The sequence below is a fragment of the Streptomyces sp. AC550_RSS872 genome, assembly GCF_019049285.1.
Lineage (GTDB): Bacteria > Actinomycetota > Actinomycetes > Streptomycetales > Streptomycetaceae > Streptomyces.
Genome location: NZ_JAGMUL010000005.1, coordinates 178,154 through 200,368, shown reverse-complemented (window position 1 = coordinate 200,368; position 22,215 = coordinate 178,154). Strand labels below are relative to the sequence as shown.

The 22,215-nt window shown below is 69.7% G+C and carries 20 protein-coding genes and 5 pseudogenes; 12 read left to right on the top strand and 13 right to left on the bottom strand.

All coding sequences use genetic code 11. The features are described from left to right. Positions 1-78 precede the first annotated feature (78 nt). A pseudogene (locus KUM44_RS44955) lies at positions 79-282 on the top strand (dehydrogenase); the annotation flags it as partial. A 143-nt stretch (positions 283-425) separates the two neighbouring features. After that, a pseudogene (locus KUM44_RS02295) lies at positions 426-883 on the top strand (dehydrogenase); the annotation flags it as partial. Positions 884-897: 14 nt separating this feature from the next. Here KUM44_RS02295 and KUM44_RS02290 read toward each other — a convergent pair. Together KUM44_RS02290 and KUM44_RS02285 are read right to left on the bottom strand one after the other, a co-directional pair. Beyond that, positions 898-1,716, bottom strand: coding sequence for a lipase family protein (locus tag KUM44_RS02290; RefSeq protein WP_217205847.1), 819 nt, complete (start codon positions 1,714-1,716; stop codon positions 898-900). Between the two features lie 211 nt (positions 1,717-1,927). Beyond that, positions 1,928-2,587 (bottom strand): annotated as a pseudogene (locus KUM44_RS02285) (DUF3459 domain-containing protein); the annotation flags it as partial. Between the two features lie 9 nt (positions 2,588-2,596). Here KUM44_RS02285 and KUM44_RS02280 point away from each other — a divergent pair. Beyond that, entirely contained in the window at positions 2,597-3,340 is a 744-nt protein-coding gene (locus KUM44_RS02280) for a substrate-binding domain-containing protein (protein WP_254388900.1), read from the top strand. A gap of 108 nt (positions 3,341-3,448) precedes the next feature. Here the strand turns inward: KUM44_RS02280 and KUM44_RS02275 are convergent, their stop codons facing one another. Then, entirely contained in the window at positions 3,449-4,189 is a 741-nt protein-coding gene (locus KUM44_RS02275; protein ID WP_217205845.1) for a GbsR/MarR family transcriptional regulator, read from the bottom strand. A 247-nt stretch (positions 4,190-4,436) separates the two neighbouring features. Here KUM44_RS02275 and KUM44_RS02270 point away from each other — a divergent pair, with 247 nt between their 5' ends. After that, on the top strand, positions 4,437-5,129 hold the full coding sequence (locus KUM44_RS02270; protein WP_217205844.1) for a DUF4097 family beta strand repeat-containing protein: 693 nt from the start codon (positions 4,437-4,439) through the stop codon (positions 5,127-5,129). Positions 5,130-5,170: 41 nt separating this feature from the next. Here KUM44_RS02270 and KUM44_RS02265 read toward each other — a convergent pair whose 3' ends face one another. The 4 genes and pseudogenes from KUM44_RS02265 to KUM44_RS02255 all read right to left on the bottom strand — a co-directional run bounded on the left by KUM44_RS02265 (position 5,171) and on the right by KUM44_RS02255 (position 9,117). After that, positions 5,171-6,379, bottom strand: coding sequence for a macrolide family glycosyltransferase (locus KUM44_RS02265; protein ID WP_254388899.1), 1,209 nt, complete (start codon positions 6,377-6,379; stop codon positions 5,171-5,173). A gap of 265 nt (positions 6,380-6,644) precedes the next feature. Beyond that, on the bottom strand, positions 6,645-7,577 hold the full coding sequence (locus KUM44_RS02260; RefSeq protein WP_217205843.1) for a MerR family transcriptional regulator: 933 nt from the start codon (positions 7,575-7,577) through the stop codon (positions 6,645-6,647). Positions 7,578-7,700: 123 nt separating this feature from the next. Continuing rightward, positions 7,701-8,298, bottom strand: a pseudogene (locus KUM44_RS44950) (transposase); the annotation flags it as partial. A gap of 177 nt (positions 8,299-8,475) precedes the next feature. Beyond that, positions 8,476-9,117, bottom strand: coding sequence for a hypothetical protein (locus KUM44_RS02255; RefSeq protein WP_078504104.1), 642 nt, complete (start codon positions 9,115-9,117; stop codon positions 8,476-8,478). 339 nt (positions 9,118-9,456) lie between these two features. Between KUM44_RS02255 and hemL the strand changes: the two genes are divergently transcribed. The 8 genes from hemL to KUM44_RS02215 all read left to right on the top strand — a co-directional run bounded on the left by hemL (position 9,457) and on the right by KUM44_RS02215 (position 17,664). After that, positions 9,457-10,776: a glutamate-1-semialdehyde 2,1-aminomutase gene (hemL, locus tag KUM44_RS02250; RefSeq protein ID WP_217205842.1), complete on the top strand. Its 1,320-nt coding sequence runs from the start codon at positions 9,457-9,459 to the stop codon at positions 10,774-10,776. Then, a complete protein-coding gene (locus KUM44_RS02245) occupies positions 10,773-11,471 on the top strand; it encodes a histidine phosphatase family protein (RefSeq protein WP_217205841.1) in 699 nt (232 codons plus the stop codon). The genes hemL and KUM44_RS02245 overlap by 4 nt, the downstream gene beginning before the upstream one ends. 163 nt (positions 11,472-11,634) lie before the next feature. Further along, positions 11,635-12,930: a hypothetical protein gene (locus KUM44_RS02240; RefSeq protein ID WP_217205839.1), complete on the top strand. Its 1,296-nt coding sequence runs from the start codon at positions 11,635-11,637 to the stop codon at positions 12,928-12,930. Between the two features lie 66 nt (positions 12,931-12,996). Further along, a complete protein-coding gene (locus tag KUM44_RS02235) occupies positions 12,997-13,599 on the top strand; it encodes a TlpA disulfide reductase family protein (protein ID WP_217205838.1) in 603 nt (200 codons plus the stop codon). 1 nt (position 13,600) lies between these two features. Then, the gene (locus KUM44_RS02230; RefSeq protein WP_217205837.1) at positions 13,601-14,374 is read left to right on the top strand and encodes a cytochrome c biogenesis CcdA family protein; all 774 of its coding nucleotides are present in this window, start codon (positions 13,601-13,603) and stop codon (positions 14,372-14,374) included. Between the two features lie 3 nt (positions 14,375-14,377). Continuing rightward, on the top strand, positions 14,378-16,102 hold the full coding sequence (locus KUM44_RS02225; protein WP_217205836.1) for a cytochrome c biogenesis protein ResB: 1,725 nt from the start codon (positions 14,378-14,380) through the stop codon (positions 16,100-16,102). Next, positions 16,099-17,208: a c-type cytochrome biogenesis protein CcsB gene (ccsB, locus tag KUM44_RS02220; protein ID WP_217205835.1), complete on the top strand. Its 1,110-nt coding sequence runs from the start codon at positions 16,099-16,101 to the stop codon at positions 17,206-17,208. The genes KUM44_RS02225 and ccsB overlap by 4 nt, the downstream gene beginning before the upstream one ends. A gap of 51 nt (positions 17,209-17,259) precedes the next feature. Beyond that, positions 17,260-17,664: an SRPBCC domain-containing protein gene (locus tag KUM44_RS02215; RefSeq protein ID WP_217205834.1), complete on the top strand. Its 405-nt coding sequence runs from the start codon at positions 17,260-17,262 to the stop codon at positions 17,662-17,664. A gap of 36 nt (positions 17,665-17,700) precedes the next feature. Here KUM44_RS02215 and KUM44_RS02210 read toward each other — a convergent pair. The 6 genes and pseudogenes from KUM44_RS02210 to KUM44_RS02185 all read right to left on the bottom strand — a co-directional run bounded on the left by KUM44_RS02210 (position 17,701) and on the right by KUM44_RS02185 (position 22,198). Then, positions 17,701-19,071, bottom strand: a pseudogene (locus KUM44_RS02210) (condensation domain-containing protein). A 136-nt stretch (positions 19,072-19,207) separates the two neighbouring features. After that, a complete protein-coding gene (locus KUM44_RS02205) occupies positions 19,208-20,194 on the bottom strand; it encodes an isopenicillin N synthase family oxygenase (RefSeq protein WP_217205833.1) in 987 nt (328 codons plus the stop codon). Beyond that, entirely contained in the window at positions 20,187-20,636 is a 450-nt protein-coding gene (locus tag KUM44_RS02200; RefSeq protein WP_217205831.1) for a nucleoside deaminase, read from the bottom strand. Before KUM44_RS02200 ends, KUM44_RS02205 begins: the two co-directional genes overlap by 8 nt. A 95-nt stretch (positions 20,637-20,731) precedes the next feature. Beyond that, complete coding sequence (locus KUM44_RS02195; RefSeq protein ID WP_217205829.1) at positions 20,732-21,091, bottom strand: hypothetical protein; 360 nt, start codon at positions 21,089-21,091, stop codon at positions 20,732-20,734. Continuing rightward, positions 21,088-21,693, bottom strand: coding sequence for a DUF6232 family protein (locus KUM44_RS02190; RefSeq protein ID WP_217205828.1), 606 nt, complete (start codon positions 21,691-21,693; stop codon positions 21,088-21,090). Before KUM44_RS02190 ends, KUM44_RS02195 begins: the two co-directional genes overlap by 4 nt. Positions 21,694-21,856: 163 nt before the next feature. Then, the gene (locus KUM44_RS02185) at positions 21,857-22,198 is read right to left on the bottom strand and encodes a PLD nuclease N-terminal domain-containing protein (RefSeq protein ID WP_217205827.1); all 342 of its coding nucleotides are present in this window, start codon (positions 22,196-22,198) and stop codon (positions 21,857-21,859) included. Between the last annotated feature and the right edge of the window lie 17 nt (positions 22,199-22,215).

The window sequence follows — 22,215 nt, the reverse complement described above, 5'->3', positions numbered from 1 at the left end:
ACCGTTCCGGCTGAGCGGCTTCGCCTCCGGTTCTCCCTGGGCACGGGCGACTCTGTTCGGGTGCCGCGCGGCGGCCGGGGGAGGCTCGTCGTCGTCCCCTGGTCCATCAACTGCGGCACCTGCGACCGCTGCCGCGCCGGACTGACCGCGCACACCCGGGGCGGGCTCTTCTCCGACCCGGTCCGGGTGCCCTGCGCCGACGCCATGCTCGTACCGCTGCCCGCCGGCCTGGACCCGGTCGCCATGGCCTCCGCCGGCGACAACTGGTCCCTGGCCTGGCGCCTAGGGGGTGTTCTGAAAGTCCCGCACAGCACCCGCGGCGCCCGGCACGCACCCTCGCCGCACCGCCGAGGGCACGCACCGGCTGCGACACCAGCCGCTGCCGTGGCGGGCGCGGGCACCGCACGGGAGTTTCAAAACACCCCCTGGTCGCGGCCCACCTCAAGTCCCGCCCCGGCGCCCGGGTCCTGGTGGTGGCGCGGGGCAGCATCGGCCTGTACGTGTGCGACACCGCCCGCGCGCTCGGCGCCTCCGACGTCCTCTACGTCGACCCCGAGCCCGGGCACCGTGCCCTCGCCTCGCCCGCGCCTTCGGTGCCGCCACCGCCGCGTCCCTGGACCCGCTTCGGCAGGGCTACGACATCGCCGTGGAGGCGAGGCGGCCGCGTCGACCAGCTCGCCCTCGCCGTCAAGTGCCCGACCCCGCAAGGCATGTGCGAGAGCGCGGGCAACCACTTCCGGCCCGGCGAGCTGCCCCTGCTCGGCATGTACCTCAACGGCGTCACCCTGCGCGTCGCCCGCGACGACGTCCGCGCTGGGAGGACCTGCCGACCGCACTGCCGGAGAGGCACCTGAAGACGGTGTGCGTCCGGGCCGCCGCCTGACCGCGCCCCGGGAGTCAGACGAGGTTGCGTTCCAGCGCGGTGAGGTAGCTGCCCATGAAGTGGTCGCGGATGCCGTCGCCGGCCGGGGCGAAGGCGTCCGCGGTCAGGCCGCGTCCGCGGTCGGCCAGGCCCCCGAGGAGGGACATCGTCTCCCGGACCTTGCCGCTGGAGTCGATGTAGCGCAGGACGTCCACGTGGTGGAAGACGGGCTCGGGCGGCAGCTGCGGGACGATGTCGTTGTTGTTGACGAAGCGGTACAGGCGGTTCTTGAACGCCTTGTTGCAGGAGGCCGCCAGCAACCGGTCGCAGGTGCGGGGCTGGCCGTAGGTGTAGACGCCGTCCGCCAGCAGTTCGGGGTCCTCCAGGTAGAGGCGGCAGCCGGCGAGCATGGCCAGGGCGCCGCCCAGGCTGTGGCCGGTGAACCACAGGGTCTGGCCGTTGTCGTGGAACTCGGCGAGAGTGTCCTTGACCTTGGGGAAGACGGAGTCGAGGGCCTCGGCGAAGCCGTAGTGGATGTGTCCGGTGCCCGCCGGACCGGGACAGGGCGGGGTGGTGGCGTCGGTGAGCCAGTCACGGATGTTGGCGGGCTCGGTGCCGCGGAACGCGGTGATGATCATGTGCTCGTTGGTGGCCGTGTACGCCTGGGTGTCCTGCAACGGGAACGGCGGCGTGAACGTGCTCCGGTGATGCCGGACCCGGTCGAAGCCCCACTCCCGCAACTGCCGTTCGATGGTGGCCTCGTCCTTGTAAGCCAGGTCGGAGGCGCGGGCGAGCCAGTAGGCGTGGGCGAGGCTGTAGCCGGTGGCGCGGTGGTCGAGCGGGGGGACGGGCACGGTGGTGCCTCCTGAGAGGTCGCGGCGGGGGCGGCGCCGAGTGGCGCGGGATCGCCTTCTACCTATCCAGGGCTCCGTGGAAGGACGAGGACCGACAGTCGATCTTCACTCGAAAGAATCCAGCCGCTGCTTCCGGAGGCTTCCGGCTGCTTCCCCGGTCGGGGCGGGACCCGAATGCCCCGCCCCGACGCCGAGCCGGTCTGTCACATCGTCAGCCACACACCGTCAGCCACACCGCCTGGTCCGGCGCCAGCGTGCCCCCCTCGACGGGACCGCTCGCCAGCAGGACCGACGTGTGGTCGGGCAAGGGGTACGGCTCCGCCGAGAGGTTGACCACGCAGACGAAGCCGGGGTCGCGGCCGAACGCGAGGACGCCTTCCGGGGCATCCAGCCAGGTCAGGCTGGAGTCTCCGAGCGCGGGGTGCGCGCGGCGCAGACGCAGGGCCGTGCGGTAGAGCTCCAGCATGGACGTCTCGTCGCCGGTCTGGGCCGCCACGGTGCGCGGCGCCCAGCCGGCCGGCTGCGGCAGCCAGGGTGCGGCGCCGGCACCGTCGGGGCTGAAGCCGTACGGGGCGGTGGCGCCGGACCAGGGGATCGGGACCCGGCAGCTGTCGCGGCCGCGGTTGGTGTGGCCGGAGCGTTCCCAGACGGGATCCTGGAGCACGGCCTCGGGGAGGTCCTCGACCTCGGGCAGACCGAGTTCCTCGCCCTGGTAGATGTAGGCGCCGCCCGGCAGGGAGAACATCAGCAGAGCGGCGGCGCGGGCGCGCCGGGTGCCCAGTTCGAGGTCGAGGGGGCCCTCCGGCTCGTACACCTGGTTGGCGACCCAGCGCTTGGTGACCTTGCGGCCGTAGCGGCTGGGATGGCGTACGCCTGGTTCATGGGGGCCGCCCTGTCCAGCCTGGCCCCGCTGCTGCGGTCGGCGGGCATGGAACTCAACGTCTATGTCATCCCGGACACGGCCGAGCGCACCTCGTTCTTCGAACGCCTTCCGGCCCGGCGCAACGCCGACGCGCTGCTGGTGTTCTCCTTCGACCTCACCGAGGCGGAGACCGCACGGCTGGACGGCCTCGGCATGCCCGTCATCTGCGTCAGCCAGCATGTCGACGGCCGGCCCAGCGTCTACGTCGACGACGTGGCCGGTGCCCTGCACGGCACCCGGCACCTGCTCAACCTCGGCCACCGTCGGATCGCCTTCCTGGAGACCGTGGGCGCCAGCGGCTTCTCGTTCAGCTCCAACGAACGGCTGCTCGGCTACCGGCAGGCCCTCACCGAAGCGGGTGTCCCTCTCGACGAGGACCTGGTGGCCGCGACGGCGGTCGGCGACAAGCGCGGCACCGCCGAGGTGCTCGGCCGGCTGCTCAGCCTGCGCGAGCCGCCCACCGCGATCTTCGCGGAACAGGACGAGGTCGCGGTCGCGGTCATCCGGACCCTGCGCAGGACACAGATCGCCGTTCCGGAACGGATCTCCGTCCTCGGCTTCGACGACCAGCCGCTCGCCGACTGGTTCGACCTGTCCACGTTGGCCCAGTCACCCTCGGACCTCGCCGCGAGGCCGGCGGACCGGCCCTGCGGCTCATCGAGGACTCCCAGGCGGAACACGAACGGCACGTGCTCCTGCTGACCCATGTGATCCCCCGGGCCACGACGGCCCAGGCGCCCCGCCCTCAGGGCGAGCAGGAGGCGGGCGCGGAGGCGGACCGGGGGTGAGGGGGACGGGGGACGGCTCCGCTCAGGGAGTGCCGCTGCCGTCTGACGTCGTCTCGGGCTGGGTGTGGAGGATCTCGCGGGCCTGGTCCGCGGCGCGGGCGATGCTTTCGGAGACGAAGTCGAGGAAGCGGGCGATGTTCTCCAGGCGGACCGCGGCCGGGGTGTCACGGCCGAGGACGTGCACGCCCTCTCGTGCGGTCTCGGCGAGCTGGGTGGTGCCGCGGGCGCTGGCGATCATGGACTGGTACCAGACGTCGTTGTCGGCGACGTAGCGCTCGCGCCGGCGTTCGTCGCGTTCCCGTCGGACCAGACCCTGGCTCTCGAGGAACGCGATGGCCTTGGAGATGGACGCCGGGCTGACCCGGAGGCGCTGGACGAGTTCGGCCGCGGTGAGGCTGCCCGCGTCGCTGGTGTAGAGGCAGGTCAGCACCCGGGCCATCATCTTGGGCGTGCCGGTCTGTATCAGGACGGTGGTGAACGTCTCCTCGTACTCACGCACCGCCTCGGCATCACGCCCGTAAGCCTGCGCGGGCGCCTCGCCCCCTCGGGGTGCGGCCTGCCTGCGCCGGTGGGCGCGGCGTTCGGTGGCGCGGTGGGCGAGGTCGGCGCGGTAGGCGGTGGGACCGCCGTTGCGCGTCACCTCACGTGTGACGGTCGAGGTGGGGCGTTCGAGACGTCTGGCGATCTCCGCGTAGGCGAGGCCGTCGGCCAGACCCAGCGCGATCTGCTGCCTTTCCTGCTGGGTGAGCCTGCCTCCCGGCATCGCGATCTCCGTTCGGGGTGGGGTGATCCGTTGCTGCTGGTGTGGTGAGTATAGCGTTCACGGCCATTTCATTGCAACGATGGGGAGGGTGATTGTTGCGTTGAATTCATAGCAGTTGCAACGATTTCCTGGCTGTGAGCTGGACAGATGAGGATTGAGTGCAACGAATGCGTTGCCGGATCTTTGAATGCAACGTAGCGTTTCTGGTGTCGGAAACAGCAACGAGCGCGTACAGGAGAAAAACATCATGCAGAAGTTCGACACCCCCACCCCCGCCCCGGTCTCCGTCGTCCTGGACATCCCCGCGGGCAACGTCCGCTTCATCGCCGCCGACCGGGCCGACACCACGGTCGAGATCCTGCCCGCGGACGCCACCAAGAGCCGGGACGTGAAGGCGGCCGAGCAGATCCAGGTCTCCTACAGTGACGGCGGCAACGGTGACGGCGTCCTGCGGATCGAGGCTCCCGAGGCGAAGAACCAGTACTTCGGTCCCTCCGGAGCCGTCGAGGTCACCGTCCAGTTGCCCGCCGGCTCCCACATCGAGGCGAAGACCGCCAGTGGCGAGTTCCGCGGCGTCGGACGGCTCGGCGACGTCACCTTCGACGGCGCCCACGGCTCGGTCAAGCTCGACGAGGCCTCGAGCGCCCGCCTGACCCTGATGGCCGGTGACGTCTTCGTCGGCCGCCTGGCCGGCCCCGCGCAGATCAGCACCCAGAAGGGCGAGCTGCGCATCACCGAGGCCCGGCGCGGCACGCTCACCCTGCGCACCGAGCACGGCGGGATCTCGGTCGGCGCCGCCCGCGGAGCCTCCGCCTCCCTCGACGCCGGCACCGGATACGGCCGGATCCACAACACCCTCCAGAACACGGAAGGAGCCACCCCCGGCCTGACCATCCACGCGACCACCGCCTACGGCGACATCACCGCCCGCAGCCTGTAGGAACCCGCAAGGGGAGTGGGGTGATGCGCCCGCCCGAGCGGTCAGCCCACCCCGTCCCCCACCAACTGCTCCTCCACCAGATCCGCGGCCCGGCGGGTGCCGCCCTCGGCGCGCGCCTCGGACCACAGCCATGCCGAGCGCGCGGCGACCCGCGGATCGCCGATGAGCTCCATCAGCGCGGTACGCAGCGTCGCCGCCGTGACGTCCGCGGTGTCGATGCGGCGGGCGACGCCCAGCTCGACGAGCCGGCCGGCGTGAAGGTGCTGGTCGGGCCCGTGTGGTACCGCGATCATCGGCACCCCGGCGTACAGGCCCTCGCCGCTGCTGCCCATCCCGGTGTGCGTCACCCACACGTCCGCATGCTCCAGGATCGTCAACGGCGGTTCCCACGGCCGTACTTCGAAGTTGGCAGGGATCCGGTTCCCCAGCCCGCCCGGATCGCTGCTGCCGCCACCGCCGCTGCCGCCGGTCTGCAACACCACGTGCCACCCGGGGAGATCCGCGAACGCCGCCAGACACTGGTGGTAGATCTCCTGAGGCCCGTGGTGCGCCGAGCCGGTCAGCGACACCAGCAGCACCTTCTCCGCACCGGCCGGCCGTTTCCAGCCGTCCTGCTCGGGGCCGGCGCCGAAGCACGGGCCGACGAACGTCGCCGCCTCGGTGTCGACACGGTCCGCATGTGGCTGCAAGGCGCGCGGGATCATGGCGAGCACTCGACGCGGACGGCCGATGAACTCCTCCACGTCCGTGGTCACCGCACCACACCGGCTCAGCCAGGCGGCGAACCGCGCTCGGTACGTGAGCCCTCCGGGCAGCCCGGCGAACGACGCACCGATCTGCTCCTGGGCACCCTCCCAGCCCACATGCGCCGCGGACAGCTGGACGTGACCGCGGCCCTGAGCCTCGGCCAGCGCGCGCCCCGCGTACGCGCCGACGTCGTAGAGGTAGAGGTCGGCGGGGGCGTCGTCGTACGCGGCGTGCAGCTGGGGCAGCACGGCCATCGCCTCTTCGAGGAACAGGGAGGCGGCCGCGATGGGATCCTGCGGCCAGTCACCGTCGGCGACCGGAAGGGTGGACGCGATGCCGACCAACTCGGCGCCGGTGGGGGAGATCAGCTCGGCGACGCGGCCGGAGGCGGCGTACGTCACCCGATGACCGCGGGCCACCAGCTCACGGATGATCTCCAGGCTGGGCAGCACATGGCTGACCGCAGACGTACCGACCATGGCGATATGTGCGGGAGGGGGCATGACCGGACTTCCTTGGATAGAGGTCTACGCCAGAGAAACGCCGAGAAGCCCGCCTGGGCAACGCGATTCCCGCACGGAACCGCCCACATGCCTGTCGGCGCCCCTCCCGGCACATGGCGAAGGCGGGCCCGAAAACCCGCCAACTCCCGGGCAGGCCGCCCGCTGCCCGTGAAACCCCACCTCAGGGCCAAGATGTGCGTTGACCTCGCGCGATCGACTCCGTCAGCGTCCGAGCCCTCAAGGGGGGCATCTCCGCAGCGAACCCCTACGACAGCTGGGCCGTGTTCCAGGTAGCGGGTGAGTCTTGGGCGGACAGTTCTTCCGCCAGTTCCATACAGCGCAGGCGGGCAGGGGAGAAGTCGTAGGGCATCTTGCCGGTGGCTTCGAACACGCTCATGGAGTCAGCCTCCCGCCTGCCAGAGCTGAGGTCGGCCTCGCCCTCGCCGTCATCGGCGGTGGCGGGGTGCAAAGTGTCCCAGGCGTCGAAGAGGGCATCGTCGTCCTTATCCAGGCCGGTCTCCTCGATGACGGCGTGCAGGGCGCTTTCGAAGGCGTGCCGCTCGACGGCCACTTGAGCCACCCGTGGATCATCGACGGCGACACTGTCATCGAGTGCCTCCTCGGCTTCATCGATGCGGTCGGAATCCTCCCGCAGAGTGGGATGCGTGGCCAGAACGACGAAGCGGGTGGCCTGGACGGCCGCGCCGAGCGGGCCGAAGATCCGCTCGGTGACCAGCAGAGTGTCCAGGTCCGCCTGACGCAGGGAGCCCTCGGGCAGGCTCTTGAGGCGTTCGGTGACGACGTCGGAGAGCAGGCCCATCCGGCTGCCTTCGGTGCGCATCCGCTGCACGGCGGTCCGTTGCCGCCGCAATTCCGCCTCCTGGTCGGCGAGGGTTTCCTCCAACCGCTCCAGGATGCCCGCGATAGCTTCTCCGCTGTCCGCGCCGGCGGAAGCCCTGCCGGTGGTAAAGGCGTCACGGATGTCGTCCAGGGCGATCCCGGCGTCGGCCATCCTGCGAATCCACAGCAAGCGGATCATGTCCTCGTACCCGTAGCGGCGGCGGTCATCGCCGCCCCGCTCAGGCTCGGGGAGCAGGCCGATCTCGTGGTAATGGCGAATCGCCCGTGGCGTGCTGCCGACGAAGGCCGCCGCGTCACCGATCTTGACCTGACGCGGTGGCATGAAGGACGAATGCATGAGCAGGGACCTTTCCTCAAGGCATCAGGAGGTAAGTCCACCGGACCACATGCCGCTACGGAAGGTGCAACCCCATCCACACCGCGCCGCGCCAATGCGGGGAAACGCGCCCTTCCTCCGTAGTCACCGCAGGGCCGTCCTTTGCTGCTGTGGCATCCGCACCGCAAGTTTGTCGAACCGGGCCGCCACGGCCCGGTGCTGCTTGAGACGGCCACCGCCACGTCCGCGGCGCCTGCGGTCGCGGACCTGATCGGCCGGCTCAGGAATCGTGCACCTGATGCCACGTCTGCGCAGGTAGGCGCGATTCGCGCGTGAAGAGTACGCCTCATCGCCTCATCGCCTCGCACCCGCAGCGGGCGGCTTCTCGGCCGACCGACTCCAGGCCGGAGTGCCCCGATCGCGTTCAGGACCGGCTCGAACTGCGGACTGTCGCCGCGTGCCCGGCGGTGATCAGCAGCGCCAACGGCTTCTGTCCCTGCTCGCACGCCAGATGAATCTTCGTGGTGAACCCGCCTCGCGACCTGCCCGGTCCATGGTCTTCAGGTTCGGTGCTGACTCCGCCTGGCGGTTCCTTCTGCACAGCACTGCGTCGGCGGGCACCGGCAGCATGCTGGTGTGCCCGGCGGACGGTGGAGTCGACATTGACCTCCCAGAAGACCAGCCCGGCCGCATCAGCTCTCGCCTGCAACAACGTCAGCAGTCGGGCCCGCACACCCCGAGCGATGAGGGCGACCACGCACAGCACCTTCGCCACCGCCGGAGTCACCCCCAGGGCCGGTGCTGAAGCCGCTCGGCTCCGGCACCGGCAAGCACCGCAAACCTGCCGGCCTACGCCCTCACCCGGCACATGACGAGGGCGGAGCCCGAAAGCCCCGCCCGATATCTACGAAACCCCAGCTCAGGGCCACACCAAGCAATAAGGCTGATGCCCCGCCTCATGCAACCGATGGCTGAAGTCCTGCCACTCGTGCAGCAACTGGTACACATTGAACGCATCCCGGGGCCCGCCCCGATCCGGCACCGTGGACCAGATGAACGCGGCGGCGCCCACCGCTTCCTCCCCTATGCCCCGCAGCGGATCGACCACCGTCATCGGCAGCTTGACCACCGCGTAGTCGGGGTGGAGGACCACCAGCTCCAGCGGCGGGACCTTGTGCAGGGGGACGCCCTCGATGCCCGTCAGGACCATCGCGGCCATCGTCTCCGGCTTGATCTTGGTGAACATGCCGTTCATGCCGAGCTCGTCGCCGCCGAGTTCTTCGGGGCGCATCGAGATCGGGACGCGGGCCGCGGTCGCACCGTCCGGCGCGCCGAAGTACTTGTACGTCACCCCCACCCGACCACCATTCCTGCTCGCCCTCAGCCGATCACTGTGACGGTCGGCCCGCTCTGACTCGTTCGGTACACCCGGCATATCCGGTACTACGTGTCCCTGACGTGCTTCGTTCGAATCCTCCGCGTCGCGCCGGTGCCTTCCCCGCCGGGCACGTCGAGGACCCAGGTCATCAGTCCCCTCGCCCAGTCCGCCACCGCGATGCATATCTCCACCCGACTGCTTTTCTAGGACGCGTGGCGCCCGCCCCGCAACCCGATCATCGTGTCAGTGACCTCCCCCACGGCCGCCCGCCGAAACGTGCGCTGAAACACCTGTCCGCAGGATCTTTTCAGTCCCCGACCATCACGCCCCGCATGAGCTGTGTGTATCACGCCCAGTCTCGCAGATCGCGGGGGGAGAGCCGTCGGGAAGTGGACAGCGGGGGAGGCGGAGGGAGCCCGTCCGCCGGGCCGGCAGCCGTCCCGCTGCCGCCACCCCCCGCTGGCCTACCCTGAGGAGGTCACTGCCCATCGGAGCCCGAGAAGGTCGGAGAAGTCGCAGGCCATGAGCGAATCGCCCCATCCATACGAAGCACCGGCCTCGCAGGCCCTGTTCGACCGTGCGGCCGTCGTCACACCCGGCGGCGTGAACTCCCCGGTACGCGCCTTCCGTGCCGTGGGCGGGACGCCCCGGTTCATGGTGTCCGGCACCGGTCCGTACCTGACCGACGCCGACGGACGTGAGTACGTCGACCTCGTCTGCTCCTGGGGACCCATGATCCTCGGGCACTCCCACCCGGACGTGATCGCCGCCGTCCAGGACGCCGTCTCCCGCGGTACCTCCTTCGGTACGCCCGGTGAGGGCGAGGTCGCGCTCGCCGAGGAGATGGTCGACCGGATCGAGCCGCTCGAGCAGGTGCGGCTCGTCTCCAGCGGGACCGAGGCCACCATGTCCGCCATCCGGCTCGCCCGGGGGTTCACCCAGCGGACCAAGGTGATCAAGTTCGCCGGGTGCTATCACGGGCACGTCGACTCGCTGCTCGCCGCGGCCGGGTCGGGAGTCGCCACCTTCGCGCTGCCCGACACCCCCGGCGTCACCGGCGCCCAGGCAGGCGACACCGTCGTCCTCCCTTACAACGACCTCGAATCCGTCCACGAGGCCTTCCACCGCTACCCCGGCGAGATCGCCTGCGTGATCACCGAGGCCTCGCCCGGCAACATGGGTGTCGTCCCGCCGCGCCCCGGCTTCAACGAGGGGCTGAAGGACGCCTGCCGCAAGAACGGCGCCCTCTACATCTCCGACGAGGTCATGACCGGCTTCCGGACCAGCCGCGCCGGGTGGTACGGCGTCGACGGGGTCAGGCCCGACCTGATGACCTTCGGCAAGGTGATGGGGGGCGGCTTCCCGGCCGCCGCCTTCGGTGGGCGCGCCGACGTGATGGCCCACCTCGCCCCGGCCGGGCCCGTGTACCAGGCCGGCACCCTCTCCGGGAACCCGGTCGCCACCGCCGCGGGCCTCGCCCAGCTGCGACTCCTCGACGAGGCGGCGTACGACACCGTCAACGCCGTGTCCGCGCAGATCCAGTCCCTCGTCACCGAGGCTCTCGCCAAGGAAGGCGTCGCGCACCGGCTGCAAAACGCCTCCAACATGTTCTCCGTCTTCTTCACGGACCGGGAAGTGCGCAACTACGAGGACGCCAAGCGCCAGGAGTCCTTCCGCTTCACCGCCTTCTTCCACTCGATGCTGGCCCAGGGCGTCTACCTGCCGCCCTCGTCCTTCGAGTCCTGGTTCGTGTCCACGGCCCACGACGAGCGGGCAGTCCAGCGGATCGCCGACGCCCTCCCGGCGGCGGCCCGAGCGGCGGCGGAGGCCATGGCGGCATGAGCGACAACTCCACGACCGAGAACGGCGACGTCACCGTCGTACACGTCATGCGGCACGGCGAGGTGGCCAACCCGGACGGGATCCTCTACGGACGGCTGTCCGGGTACCACCTCTCCGAGCTCGGGCGGCAGATGGCCGACCGGGTCGCCGAGCATCTCGCCTCCCGCGATGTGACGTACGTCTGCGCCTCCCCGCTGGAGCGGGCGCAGGAGACCGCGACGCCGATCGCCAAGGCGCACGGGCTGGACCTCGCGACCGACGCGCGGCTCATCGAGGCCGACAACGTCTTCCAGGGAAAGACCTTCGGGGTGGGGGACGGGGCCCTCAAGAAGCCGGAGAACTGGAAGCACCTGGTCAACCCCTTCAAGCCGTCCTGGGGTGAGCCGTACGTCGACCAGGTCGTGCGGATGATGGGCGCGCTGGACTCCGCCAAGGACGCCGCGCGGGGGCACGAGGCGGTGCTGGTCAGCCATCAGCTGCCGATCTGGATCGTGCGGAGCTACGTCGAGAAGCGGCGGCTGTGGCACGACCCGCGCAAGCGGCAGTGCACGCTCGCGTCCCTGACGAGCTTCACCTACCAGGGCGACCGGATCGTGTCCGTCGGCTACAGCGAGCCGGCCATCGACCTCGTCCCCGCCCATCTCCGCGCCGGGGCCAAGCCGGTGAAGGGGAAGGACAAGGCCTTCGGCGCGTAGACGCTCCGCCGGGAGCGCCGTGATACGGCTGCGGACCCCAGTGGGGGCTTACAGCACGTCTGTGACATTTGTTGCGAATCCTCCGTGATTCGGAGGAACCCCCCCGTTCGTCGTGCCCTCTGACTGGGTGACCACCCACAGAAGCACGACGGACGGGGCAGCAATGCGCAACTTCAGCCGAAGGGGAGTCATCGGACTCGGTGCCGGAGCGGCCGCCACCCTCGGACTCGCGGGATGCGGCGCGCTCACGTCGTCAGACGGGTCGAACGACGCCGGAGGTTCCACGGGCGGCGGAGGCAACAAGCCCGGCACCCAGACCAACCGTGCCCGTCCCATAGGCGACGGCTCCACCTCCTACACCGGCAAGCAGCCGCACCAGCCGGGCAAGCCCGAGCCGCTGGAGCCGGGTCAGGAGCCGCCGCAGTTCGTGGTCTTCTCCTGGGACGGCGCCGGCGAGGTCGGCAACGGCCTCTTCCCGCGCTTCCTCGAACTCGCCAAGGAGCACAAGGCGCACATGACCTTCTTCCTCTCGGGGCTGTATCTGCTCCCCGAGTCGAAGAAGCGGCTCTACGAACCGCCGAACAACCCGCGCGGCGCCTCCGACATCGGCTACCTCACCGACGAGCACATCAAGGCGACGCTGAAGAACGTCCGCCAGGCCTGGCTCGACGGCCACGAGATAGGCACCCACTTCAACGGCCACTTCTGCGCCGGCAACGGCACTGTCGGCAACTGGACCCCGCAGCAGTGGCGCAGCGAGATCGACCAGGCCAAGGCCTTCGTCAAGGAGTGGCGGACCAACTCCGGGTGGACCGACCTGCCCTCGCTGCCCTTCGACTACGACAAGGAGCTCGTCGGCGGTCGCACGCCCTGTCTCCTCGGCCAGGACAAGCTGCTGCCCACCGCCCGCGAGCTCGGCTGGCGTTACGACGCCTCCTCGCCCGGTGGCCGTCAGGTGTGGCCGCAGAAGAAGCAGGGGCTGTGGGACCTGCCGTTGCAGCAGATACCTTTCCCCGGACGTTCGTTCGAGGTCCTCTCCATGGACTACAACATGCTCGCCAACCAGTCGGTCAACTCGACGAAGGCGCCCAGCCACAACTACCCCGGCTGGCGTGAGCAGTCGGCGCAGGCGTACATCCAGGGATTCAAGCGGGCGTACGAGACAAACCGGGCACCCTTCTTCATAGGCAACCACTTCGAGCAGTGGAACGGCGGCATCTACATGGACGCCGTCGAGGAGGCCTTCAAGCACATCGCACGGGAGAAGGAGAAGGGTGCCGACATCCGGCTCGTCTCCTTCCGGCAGTTCGTGGACTGGATGGACGTACAGAAGCCGGACATTCTCGATAAGTTGCGCACGCTGGAGGTCGGTCAGCAGCCCGTCGGCGGCTGGAAGTCCTTCCTGCAAGGCAGCCAGGGTGGTCAGGGCGCTTCCGCGGGCACTCAGAACACCGCCTGAAATGCGGGTCCACGTCCGGGAGGGGGGTGCCAAAGATCCCCGGAACGGGCATGCGAAACTTTTCACATGAGTGCCGCCCGTCGCGCCAGTAGCCGTACCGCCCTGCTCGCCACAGCCACCGCGGTGGCCGCGCTGACCCTGTCCGCATGCGGCTCCGGTGGCACGTCGGGCGGCGGCGGTGACACGGGCTTCGTCCCCGGAGACAACGGCATCGACACGGTCGCCCAGGACAAGCGGGCGGCGGCACCGGTCCTCTCCGGCAAGACGATCGACGGCAAGCAGCTCTCCACCGCCGGCACCAAGGGCAAGGTTCTCGTCATCAACGTATGGGGATCGTGGTGCCCGCCGTGCCGCGCCGAGGCGAAGAACTTCCAGACCGTCTACGACGACGTCAAGGGACAGGGTGTCGAGTTCGTCGGCATCAACACCCGGGACACCAACACCACCGTCGCCAAGGCCTTCGAGAAGGAGTTCGGGATCACCTACCCGAGCCTGTACGACCCCACGGGCAAGCAGATGCTCCGCTTCGAGAAGGGCACGCTCAACCCGCAGGCCATCCCCTCCACGCTCGTCATCGACCGCAAGGGCAGGCTCGCCGCCCGCGCGCTGACGCCGCTCAGCGAGGAGACCCTGCGCAGCATGCTCAAGCCCGTCCTGGCGGAGAAGTGACGTGAGCGCACTGACCACGCTCGCCGAGGTCGCCGGCCCCAACAAGACGGTGCTGAGCGGCGCTCTGCTGCTCGCCCTGCCCATCGCGCTGCTCGGCGGCCTCGTCTCCTTCTTCTCCCCCTGCGTCCTGCCGCTCGTCCCCGGCTACCTCTCCTACGTCACCGGAGTCACCGGCACCGATCTGGCCGAGGCCCGGCGCGGACGGATGGTCGCGGGCGCCTCCCTGTTCGTGCTCGGCTTCACCGCGGTGTTCGTCTCCAGCGGCGCTCTGTTCGGCTACTTCGGCGACACCCTCCAGGATCACAAGGTCGTCCTGTCCAAGGTGCTGGGCGTGCTCATGATCCTCATGGGCGTCTTCTTCATGGGCCTCATGCCCTGGATGACCCAGCGCGAGTTCCGCTTCCACAAGCGGCCCGTGACCGGGCTGGTCGGCGCCCCCTTCCTCGGGGCGCTGTTCGGCATCGGCTGGACGCCCTGCCTCGGCCCGACGCTGACATCGGTGATCGCGCTGTCCTACAACGAGGCGAGCGCCGGCCGCGGCGCCCTGCTCACCGTCGCCTACTGCCTCGGCCTCGGCCTCCCCTTCGTGCTGGCTGCCGTAGCCTTCCGCAAGGCCCTCGGCGCCTTCGCCTGGGTCAAGCGCCACTACGTCTGGGTGATGCGCATCGGCGGCACCATGATGATCGCGACCGGTGTGCTGCTGCTGACCGGCGCTTGGGACCGCATCGTGCAGGAGATGCAGGTCTGGTCCACCGGCTTCACTGTGGGGATCTGATCGATGAGCAACACGACCGACAAGGCCGCCCCCGAGGGCCTGGACCAGGACCTGGACGCCGCCGGCTCCCAGCTCTCCACCGCCCCCGTCGAGGAGATCTCCAGCCCGCCCTCCATCGGCCTCATCGGCTGGTCCCGCTGGTTCTGGCGGCAGCTGACCTCGATGCGGGTCGCGCTGCTGCTGCTCCTGCTGCTGTCGCTCGGCGCGATCCCCGGCTCGCTCATCCCGCAGACCGGGATCGACGAGACGAAGGTCGCCGAGTTCCGCAAGGCCCACGAGACGCTCGCGCCGATCTACGACAAGCTCGGCCTCTTCCACGTCTACAGCTCGGTGTGGTTCTCCGCGATCTACATCCTGCTGTTCGTCTCTCTCATCGGCTGCATCGTCCCGCGCACCTGGCAGTTCGTCGGCCAGCTGCACGGCCGCCCGCCGGGCGCCCCCAAGCGCCTGACCCGGCTGCCCGCCTACACCACCTGGCGCACCGAGGCCGAGCCCGAGCAGGTCCGCGAGGCCGCGCTCGCCCTGCTGAAGAAGCGCCGCTTCCGTGCCCACCTCGCCGGCGACGCCGTCGCCGCGGAGAAGGGCTATCTGCGCGAGGTTGGCAACCTCGCCTTCCACATCGCGCTGATCGTGATGCTGATCGCCTTCGCCTGGGGCCAGCTCTTCAAGTCCGAGGGCAACAAGCTGATCGTCGAGGGCGACGGGTTCTCCAACACCCTCACCCAGTACGACGACTTCAAGTCCGGCAGCCTCTTCAGCCAGGACGACCTCGATCCCTTCAGCTTCAACCTGAAGAACTTCGTCGGCAGCTACGAGCCGACCGGCCCCAACCGGGGCACCCCCCGGGTCTACAAGGCGGACGTCACCTACAGCGTGGGCGCCTACGGCAAGGACAAGAAGACCAGCATCGAGGTCAACGAGCCCTTGGAGGTCGGCGACTCGAAGGTCTACCTCGTCAGTCACGGCTACGCCCCCGTCATCACGGTCCGCGACGGCAAGGGCACCGTCGTCTTCAGCGACGCAGTGCCCCTCCTTCCGCTCGACGGCAACGTCACCTCCACCGGCGCCATCAAAGTCATGGACGGCTACCGCAACGCCAAGGGCGGATGGGAGCAGCTGGGCTTCCAGGCCTTCTTCCTGCCCACCTACGTCAAGGGCAACGAGCTCGCCTCGCAGTTCCCGGCACTGCTGAACCCGGTGCTGAACCTGGAGGCCTACCACGGTGAACTCGGAGTCAACGCGGGCATCCCGCAGAGCGTGTACCAGCTGGACAAGAAGCATCTGAAGGGGTTCAAGGACGCCAAGGGCGCGCAGGTCCGGGAGAACCTGAAGCCCGGCGAGACCATGAAGCTCCCGAACGGCGCCGGCACGGTCACCTTCGAGAAGGAGATCAAGGAGTGGGCCGGCTTCCAGGTCGCCCGCCAGCCCGGCAGCGGTTGGGCCCTCGCCGGTTCCCTCGCCGCGATCTTCGGTCTCGCCAGCTCCCTCTTCATCCAGCGCCGACGCGTGTGGGTGCGGGCCACCACCGGCGGCGACGGCGTCACGGTCGTCGAGATGGCCGGCCTCGGCCGCAGCGAGTCCGCCAAGGTGCCGGAGGAGCTCGGCGACCTCGCCGGGATCCTGTACGAGCAGGCACCGGGCGCACCCGACCCCGACGACGACCCCGCAGATTCCGAAGCTTCCCCCGACCCCCAAGTCGCACCCGCCGAAGGGGCTGACAGCAAGTGACTCTCGCCGCCGCGACCGAGTTGGCCGCCGCCACCAACGAAAACCTCGCGAACCTCAGCAACACGCTGATCTACTCGTCGATGGCCGTCTACACCCTGGCCTTCTTCGCGTACATCGCCGAATGGCTCCTCGGCAGCCGCAGCAAGGTCGGCCGCACGGCCGCCGCGCTCACCCCGTCGAAGGCCGCCAAGGTCGGCAAGGCCGCCGCGCCCGCCGTCACCGTGAAGAAGGGCGGCTCCACCGCCGTACTGGAGCGGCCGAAGGTCGTCGTGCGGGCCACGGCCGGTCAGCGGGACGTGCCGGACGGGCCCGGGGCGCACGGCGGGGACGCGCAGGGCGACCTCTACGGGCGTATCGCCATCTCCCTCACCGTCCTCGCCTTCCTGATCGAGTTCGGCGGTGTGCTCACGCGGGCTCTGTCGGTGGAGCGGGCGCCGTGGGGCAACATGTACGAGTTCAACATCACCTTCTCCACGGTCGCCGTCGGTGTGTACCTCTCGCTGCTCGCGCTGAAGAAGAACGTGCGCTGGCTCGGGCTGTTCCTGATCACCACGGTCCTCCTCGATCTCGGCCTCGCCGTCACTGTCTTGTACACCGCGAGTGACCAGTTGGTTCCCGCCCTTCACTCGTACTGGCTGTACATCCACGTCTCGACCGCGATCTTCTGCGGCGCGGTGTTCTACGTCGGCGCGGTCTCGACCCTGCTGTACCTCTTCAAGGACAGCTACGAGAACAAGCTGGCCAACGGCGGCACACCGGGACGCTTCGCGAACTCCGTCCTCGACCGGCTGCCCGCCTCGGCGTCCCTGGACAAGTTCTCCTACCGCGTCAACGCCGCCGTCTTCCCGCTGTGGACGTTCACGATCATCGCGGGCGCCATCTGGGCGGGCGACGCCTGGGGCCGCTACTGGGGCTGGGACCCCAAGGAGACCTGGTCCTTCATCACGTGGGTCGCCTACGCCTGCTATCTGCACGCCCGCGCCACGGCCGGCTGGAAGGGCCGCAAGGCCGCCTACCTGGCCCTGATCGCCTTCGGCTGCTGGCTCTTCAACTACTACGGCGTCAACATCTTCGTCTCCGGCAAGCACTCCTACGCCGGGGTGTAGGTCCAGGAGCGGCGGGGTGCGTTTCGTGCCCGGCGGGGTCAGGCTGGTGTCATGACCGGTTCGGTGGAACAGGGCATCAGCCAGACCCACGGAAACACGCACATCCTGCACTTCCTGGTGCGGCTGCCCCAGGCCATGGAGGCGGTCTGGCCCGCGCTGACCACCCCCGAGGGACTCGCGTCCTGGTTCACGAACGCCGACGTCCTGGAACCCCGGCTCGGCGGCGCGGTCACGCTGCGTGACATCGGGTCGGGTTCGATCACCGCGTGGGACGTGGAGCGGGTCACCGAGTACACCGTGGGGCCCGGCGGCCGGATCAGGTTCCATCTGGAACGGGACGGCGACGAGGGCAGCGTTCTGCGCTTCACCCATGAGTTCCAGGGCGGGGAGGAGTCGGAGCCCCGTGGGCGGGCGCGCTTCGAGAGGCTGATCGACGTGCTCGAAGGGGGCCCGTGACAAGGCCGGGGGACCGAGGGGCGGGGGACCGAGGGTCTACGAAACCGTCGAGGCGATGACGTCCCGCAACCGCTCCACGTACAGCCGCATGTTCTTGTAGGCGATGTCGGTGTCCGGGTAGCGGCAGGTGAACCACAGGCCCTCGTGGAGCCGGTTGAACCAGACGTACACCTTGTCGCCGTACGTCACCCTGCCCAGGCCGTACACCTTCCGGTCGGTCCACTGCGCGGAGCCGGGGATGCCACGGGCGTCGAGGAACGAGACGACCGAGTACAGGGCGGGTGACGTCGGGCGGAAGTCGGAGCCGAGCAGGTCCACCCGGGCGAGCGGGATGCGCGCGAGCGGCCTGTTGGCGCGCAGCTCCGCGCGTACGGCTTTCAGGGCGCCGGTGAGGTCGGACGCGGCGGCGACGGGAATCTCGATCGGCGCGGCGCCGACGAACCAGCCCACCGAGTCCGACCACTGGGCCGTGTCCCGGGTGTGGAACGGCACGACCGTGCGGTAGACGGGCTGTCCGCCCAGTTCGTGCACGACCAGGCTGGTCGCGGCCAGGACACCGACCAGGCTGCCGCCGTAGGGACGGCAGTGCGCCTCGAACGCCGCGGCGGTGTCGGCGTCCACGATCATCTCGCGCATCAGCTTCTGGGGTTGCAGGCCGGTCGGCTCGAGGCCGAGTTCGACCGGGAAGTTCGGCAGCCGGCCGTCGCAGCGGTTGATGAACTCCCGCCAGCGGGCGACGATCACATGGTCGTCGTCGATGCGGTCCGCCTCCTCCCGCTCGATCTCGCAGAAGTCCACGTAACTGCCGGCCGGCGTCTCCGGCACGGCCCGGCCCTCGACGGCCGCCGTGTAGAGATCGTGGATCTCGGCGGGGATGCGCATGATCGAGTAGCCGTCGACGTTGTTGTGGTCGAAGGCATGTACACGCTGGTGCAGTCGTCCCGGACGACCGCCGCGTAGATGAAGTTCGGCCACCGCAGCGCGTACGCCGCGGCGTCGAAGCGGTCCTGGAGGTACTGGACCAGCTCCTGCGCGTCGGGGAAGTCGCCGACCGCCGTGCGCCGGAGCGACACGGTCTCGGCGTCGACCGTGAACCGTCGCATCTCGCCGTCGTCGGTCCAGCGGAAGCCGCTGCGCAGCGTCTCGTGCCGAGCGTCCAGCCGTGCAGCGCCTCCTGTAGCGCGTCGAGTTCTACCCGGCCCGGATGTCGAACGCCGTGCCGAGCCAGGTCGGCAGGAACAGCCCGTCCTCATGTACGGAGTGGACCGTCCTGAGATGGGACTCCTGGACGTACGCCGGCGGCCTGGAGTCCTCGGGCAGGCCTGTCGCCGTCGCTACCGTGGCCGGGCTGAGCGTCCATTCGACGAGTCGTCCGGGCCGGACCTCGCAGCGCTGGATGTCAGTCATTCGCACGGGCGGCTCCATTCGGGGCGGGGGGACACACCCGAAAGGGTGGTATATCGCCCAACGAGGCAACCTTTACTCGGAAACGGTTCGCAGTGGTCAGCCGACCGTGCTCGGCCGACGGGCTCAGCCGACGGGCTCAGCCGACGGTGATCGAGTCCAGCTTCTCCCGTAGATACACATGCGAGTCGACTGGCTCGTACGCCACCCGTCCCACCGGTGCCGGCACGGACTCCACGAGGGTGCCGGGAGTGCACTCGCCGAAGTAGACGAGGGACATCAGCTCCTCGGCCGGCGCGTCGGCGGGCGGCGGCAGCACCCGGTGCCGTCCCGACCGCCAGCGGTCACCGGTCCAACGGGCCATCAGATCGCCGATGTTGATGGTGAACGCCTCCGGGTCGAAGGGCGCGTCCTCCCAGCCGCCGTCGTCCGTGTAGACCTGCAAGCCGCCCTTGCCCGCCTGCCGGTCGAGGATCGTCACGGTGCCGAAGTCGGTGTGCGGCCCGATGCGGAACTGGCCGGGCTCCGGGGTGCCGATCACCTCCGTCCCCGGGTACCAGTTGATGTTGAAGCCGTACGTCGGATGGTCCATGTGCCGTGAGAAGAAGTCGGGTTCGAGGCCGAGGGCCTCGCCGAGCAGGGAGAGCAGCTCCTTCTCCAGCTCGCCCATCCGCGCCAGGTACTCCTCGCACAGCGGCCGGAGTTCGGGCGTCTCCATGGGCCAGACGTTCGGCGCGTACCACTCGGCGTTGATCACCGGGTCGTCGAAGGGCTCGTGCGTGGCGAAGGTGAGCGACTCCTTCAGGTCCGGCGGGGTCTCGGTGCCCTCCGCGTACCCGTTGGCCTCCGCGCCGGGGCCGAGCCAGCCGCGGCCGCCGACCTTCGCCTCGTACGCCTGCTTGACCTCGGCGGGGAGGTTGAAGAAGGCGCGGGCCGCCGTGCGGATGCGGGCGCGCAGGGCCGGGTCCACGCCGTGCCCGGTGACCAGGAGGAATCCGGCGGTCCGGAGCGCCTCGTCGACGGTGCGGGCGATGGCCCGGCGGGCCTCGGGGCCGCCGTCGAGCCAGGGGCGCAGGTCGATCGTGGGGATGCGGGGGGCCTGACGGGTGCTGGGCCGGTCATTCACCGATGTCCTCGTTCCACAGGTCGGGGTGGTGCTTGATGAAGTCGCGCATCAGCTCGACGCAGTCGGGATCGTCGAGGAGCACGACCTCCACGCCGTGCTCGGCCAGCCAGTCGTGGCCGCCGGTGAAGGTGACCGCCTCGCCGATCACCACCCGGGAGATGCCGAACTGCCGGACCAGTCCGGAGCAGTACCAGCAGGGCGAGAGCGTGGTCACCATCGTGGTGCCGCGATACGACCGCCGCCTCCCCGCCGCCCGGAAGGCGGCCGTCTCCGCGTGCAGCGACGGGTCACCGTCCTGGACGCGCCGATTGCGGCCGCGCCCCAGCAGCGTCCCGTCGGGCCCGTACAGCGCGGCGCCGATCGGGATGCCGCCCTCGGCGAGCCCGGTACGGGCCTCCGCGAGTGCCGTGCCGAGCCACCTGCGTGCCTTCGTCCGGTCCATGCCCTCACTCTCCAGTGACGGGCGGGCGGGGGCAACGGCGGAAAGGGGGCGAGCGGGCTCGGCGGCCGGAGTGGCTGCCGGGCCGGGCAGGCGTTCTACTGACCGCCGAGCAGCCCGAGGACCCTGTTGACCGCCTCCAGGACCGGCTGCCCCACCGCACCCACCGTCGCGGCGATGCCCGCGATGGCCATCAGGGCGCGGTGCCGGTCCTGCGGTTGCGCCTCGGTGTCGGGGCTGATGGCCGGCACGGCGTCCTCGATGGTCCGGGCACTGGCGGCCGGGACCTGGGTGCGCAGTTCCTCGACCAGCCGCAGCAGTTCCTGGACCGCCGACAGCATCTCGGCGGACGCCTCCGACGCGTCGCCGGACACCGTCTGCCTCTTGTCGATGCCGACGTTGTCCCGGCCGCCGTGCATGGTCACGCTGTCGCCGAAGTAGTAGTTGTCGCCGCTCACGCGTGCGCCACCCCCACGTTGCCCGTGCCGCCGTACATGTTGACGTTGTCTCCGAAGTAGTAGTTACGGGGATTGACCATCAGCCGGTCCACCCTGACCTGGAACTCCACCTCGGGGTTCTCGATCGCGTGCACGATCGAGCCGACGAGCTGGTCCAGTTGGCGCGGGTCGGCGCTCGTGACCATGGCGATGGACGGGCCTGCCGTCTCGACGGCCAGGACGTACTGCGAGGGCGCCGTGAGGACGGACACCAGCTCCACGATGCTGAAGGCCAGCGCGGCCAGCGCACCCAGCCAGACGAACGTGAGGATCGTGCCGCCCGCGCCCTCGCTGGCGATGCTCGTGAGGCCGCCGAGGATCGTCAGGGCGAACGCCACCGACAGGATGATCCCCACGCGCTTCAGGAAGAGCAGGGTGGCTTCCTTGCGCCGGGGCGTGAGCGTGTAGGTGTACACGCGGGTGACGTTCTCCAGCGGATACGCGGCCCCGTCGACCCACAGCAGCCGCCTGCCGACCCGCAGGTCGACCGCGGTCGCCGCCCGCGGCGGTACGGCGGGCGGTGGCGGTATGTCGTGATGTCCGGGCGGTTCGACTCTCTCCATAGGTCCCCCTGAGGTATGGGTGATGACAACCCATCACTGATGCCCATCACTGCCTGATGGTCATTAACTACTCAAGGTGGCGCCCGGTGCAAGCGGGTATCCGCGGTCAACTGTGAGGCTGTCGTGGAGAGTTGGGAGCGCTGGGCCCGTCGGGACGGCCGCGTCAGGGCTCGTCGCGCTTCGGCCCGTCGTCCTTCCTCTTGTCGTCCCTCTTGTCGTCGTCCTCGTCCAGGGACTTCAGGAACTCGGGGTTGTCGTCGGGAGCCACCCACTGCCGGCGCTCGCGCTGACGGTCCCGTACACCGGACCAGCCCTCGGCGGCCGGGCTGCGCTTCTTGCCCGCGATGAGCCAGGAGACCGAGCCGACGAGCGGGAAGAGCAGGACGAGGATCGCCCAGAGCGGCTTGGGCATGTGGCGGATGTCGTCCTCCTTCGTGCTGATGCAGTCGATGAACGCGTACACGCTCAGCGCCAGTGGCACGAGGAACATCAGCACCCGGAGCATGGGCCCTCTCCAGCGAA

Excerpts from the sequence above, each read along its gene's own strand:
- KUM44_RS02245 (WP_217205841.1), top strand. The coding sequence starts at position 10,773 with ATGAGCGACAACTCCACGACCGAGAACGGCGACGTCACCGTCGTACAC.
- KUM44_RS02275 (WP_217205845.1), bottom strand. The coding sequence starts at position 4,189 with ATGCCGGGAGGCAGGCTCACCCAGCAGGAAAGGCAGCAGATCGCGCTG.
- KUM44_RS02240 (WP_217205839.1), top strand. The coding sequence starts at position 11,635 with ATGCGCAACTTCAGCCGAAGGGGAGTCATCGGACTCGGTGCCGGAGCG.
- hemL (WP_217205842.1), top strand. The coding sequence starts at position 9,457 with ATGAGCGAATCGCCCCATCCATACGAAGCACCGGCCTCGCAGGCCCTG.
- KUM44_RS02190 (WP_217205828.1), bottom strand. The coding sequence starts at position 21,693 with ATGGAGAGAGTCGAACCGCCCGGACATCACGACATACCGCCACCGCCC.
- KUM44_RS02280 (WP_254388900.1), top strand. The coding sequence starts at position 2,597 with ATGGGGGCCGCCCTGTCCAGCCTGGCCCCGCTGCTGCGGTCGGCGGGC.
- KUM44_RS02265 (WP_254388899.1), bottom strand. The coding sequence starts at position 6,379 with ATGCCCCCTCCCGCACATATCGCCATGGTCGGTACGTCTGCGGTCAGC.
- KUM44_RS02185 (WP_217205827.1), bottom strand. The coding sequence starts at position 22,198 with ATGCTCCGGGTGCTGATGTTCCTCGTGCCACTGGCGCTGAGCGTGTAC.
- KUM44_RS02270 (WP_217205844.1), top strand. The coding sequence starts at position 4,437 with ATGCAGAAGTTCGACACCCCCACCCCCGCCCCGGTCTCCGTCGTCCTG.
- KUM44_RS02260 (WP_217205843.1), bottom strand. The coding sequence starts at position 7,577 with ATGCATTCGTCCTTCATGCCACCGCGTCAGGTCAAGATCGGTGACGCG.
- KUM44_RS02255 (WP_078504104.1), bottom strand. The coding sequence starts at position 9,117 with ATGCATCGCGGTGGCGGACTGGGCGAGGGGACTGATGACCTGGGTCCT.
- KUM44_RS02200 (WP_217205831.1), bottom strand. The coding sequence starts at position 20,636 with ATGGACCGGACGAAGGCACGCAGGTGGCTCGGCACGGCACTCGCGGAG.
- KUM44_RS02235 (WP_217205838.1), top strand. The coding sequence starts at position 12,997 with ATGAGTGCCGCCCGTCGCGCCAGTAGCCGTACCGCCCTGCTCGCCACA.
- KUM44_RS02225 (WP_217205836.1), top strand. The coding sequence starts at position 14,378 with ATGAGCAACACGACCGACAAGGCCGCCCCCGAGGGCCTGGACCAGGAC.
- KUM44_RS02215 (WP_217205834.1), top strand. The coding sequence starts at position 17,260 with ATGACCGGTTCGGTGGAACAGGGCATCAGCCAGACCCACGGAAACACG.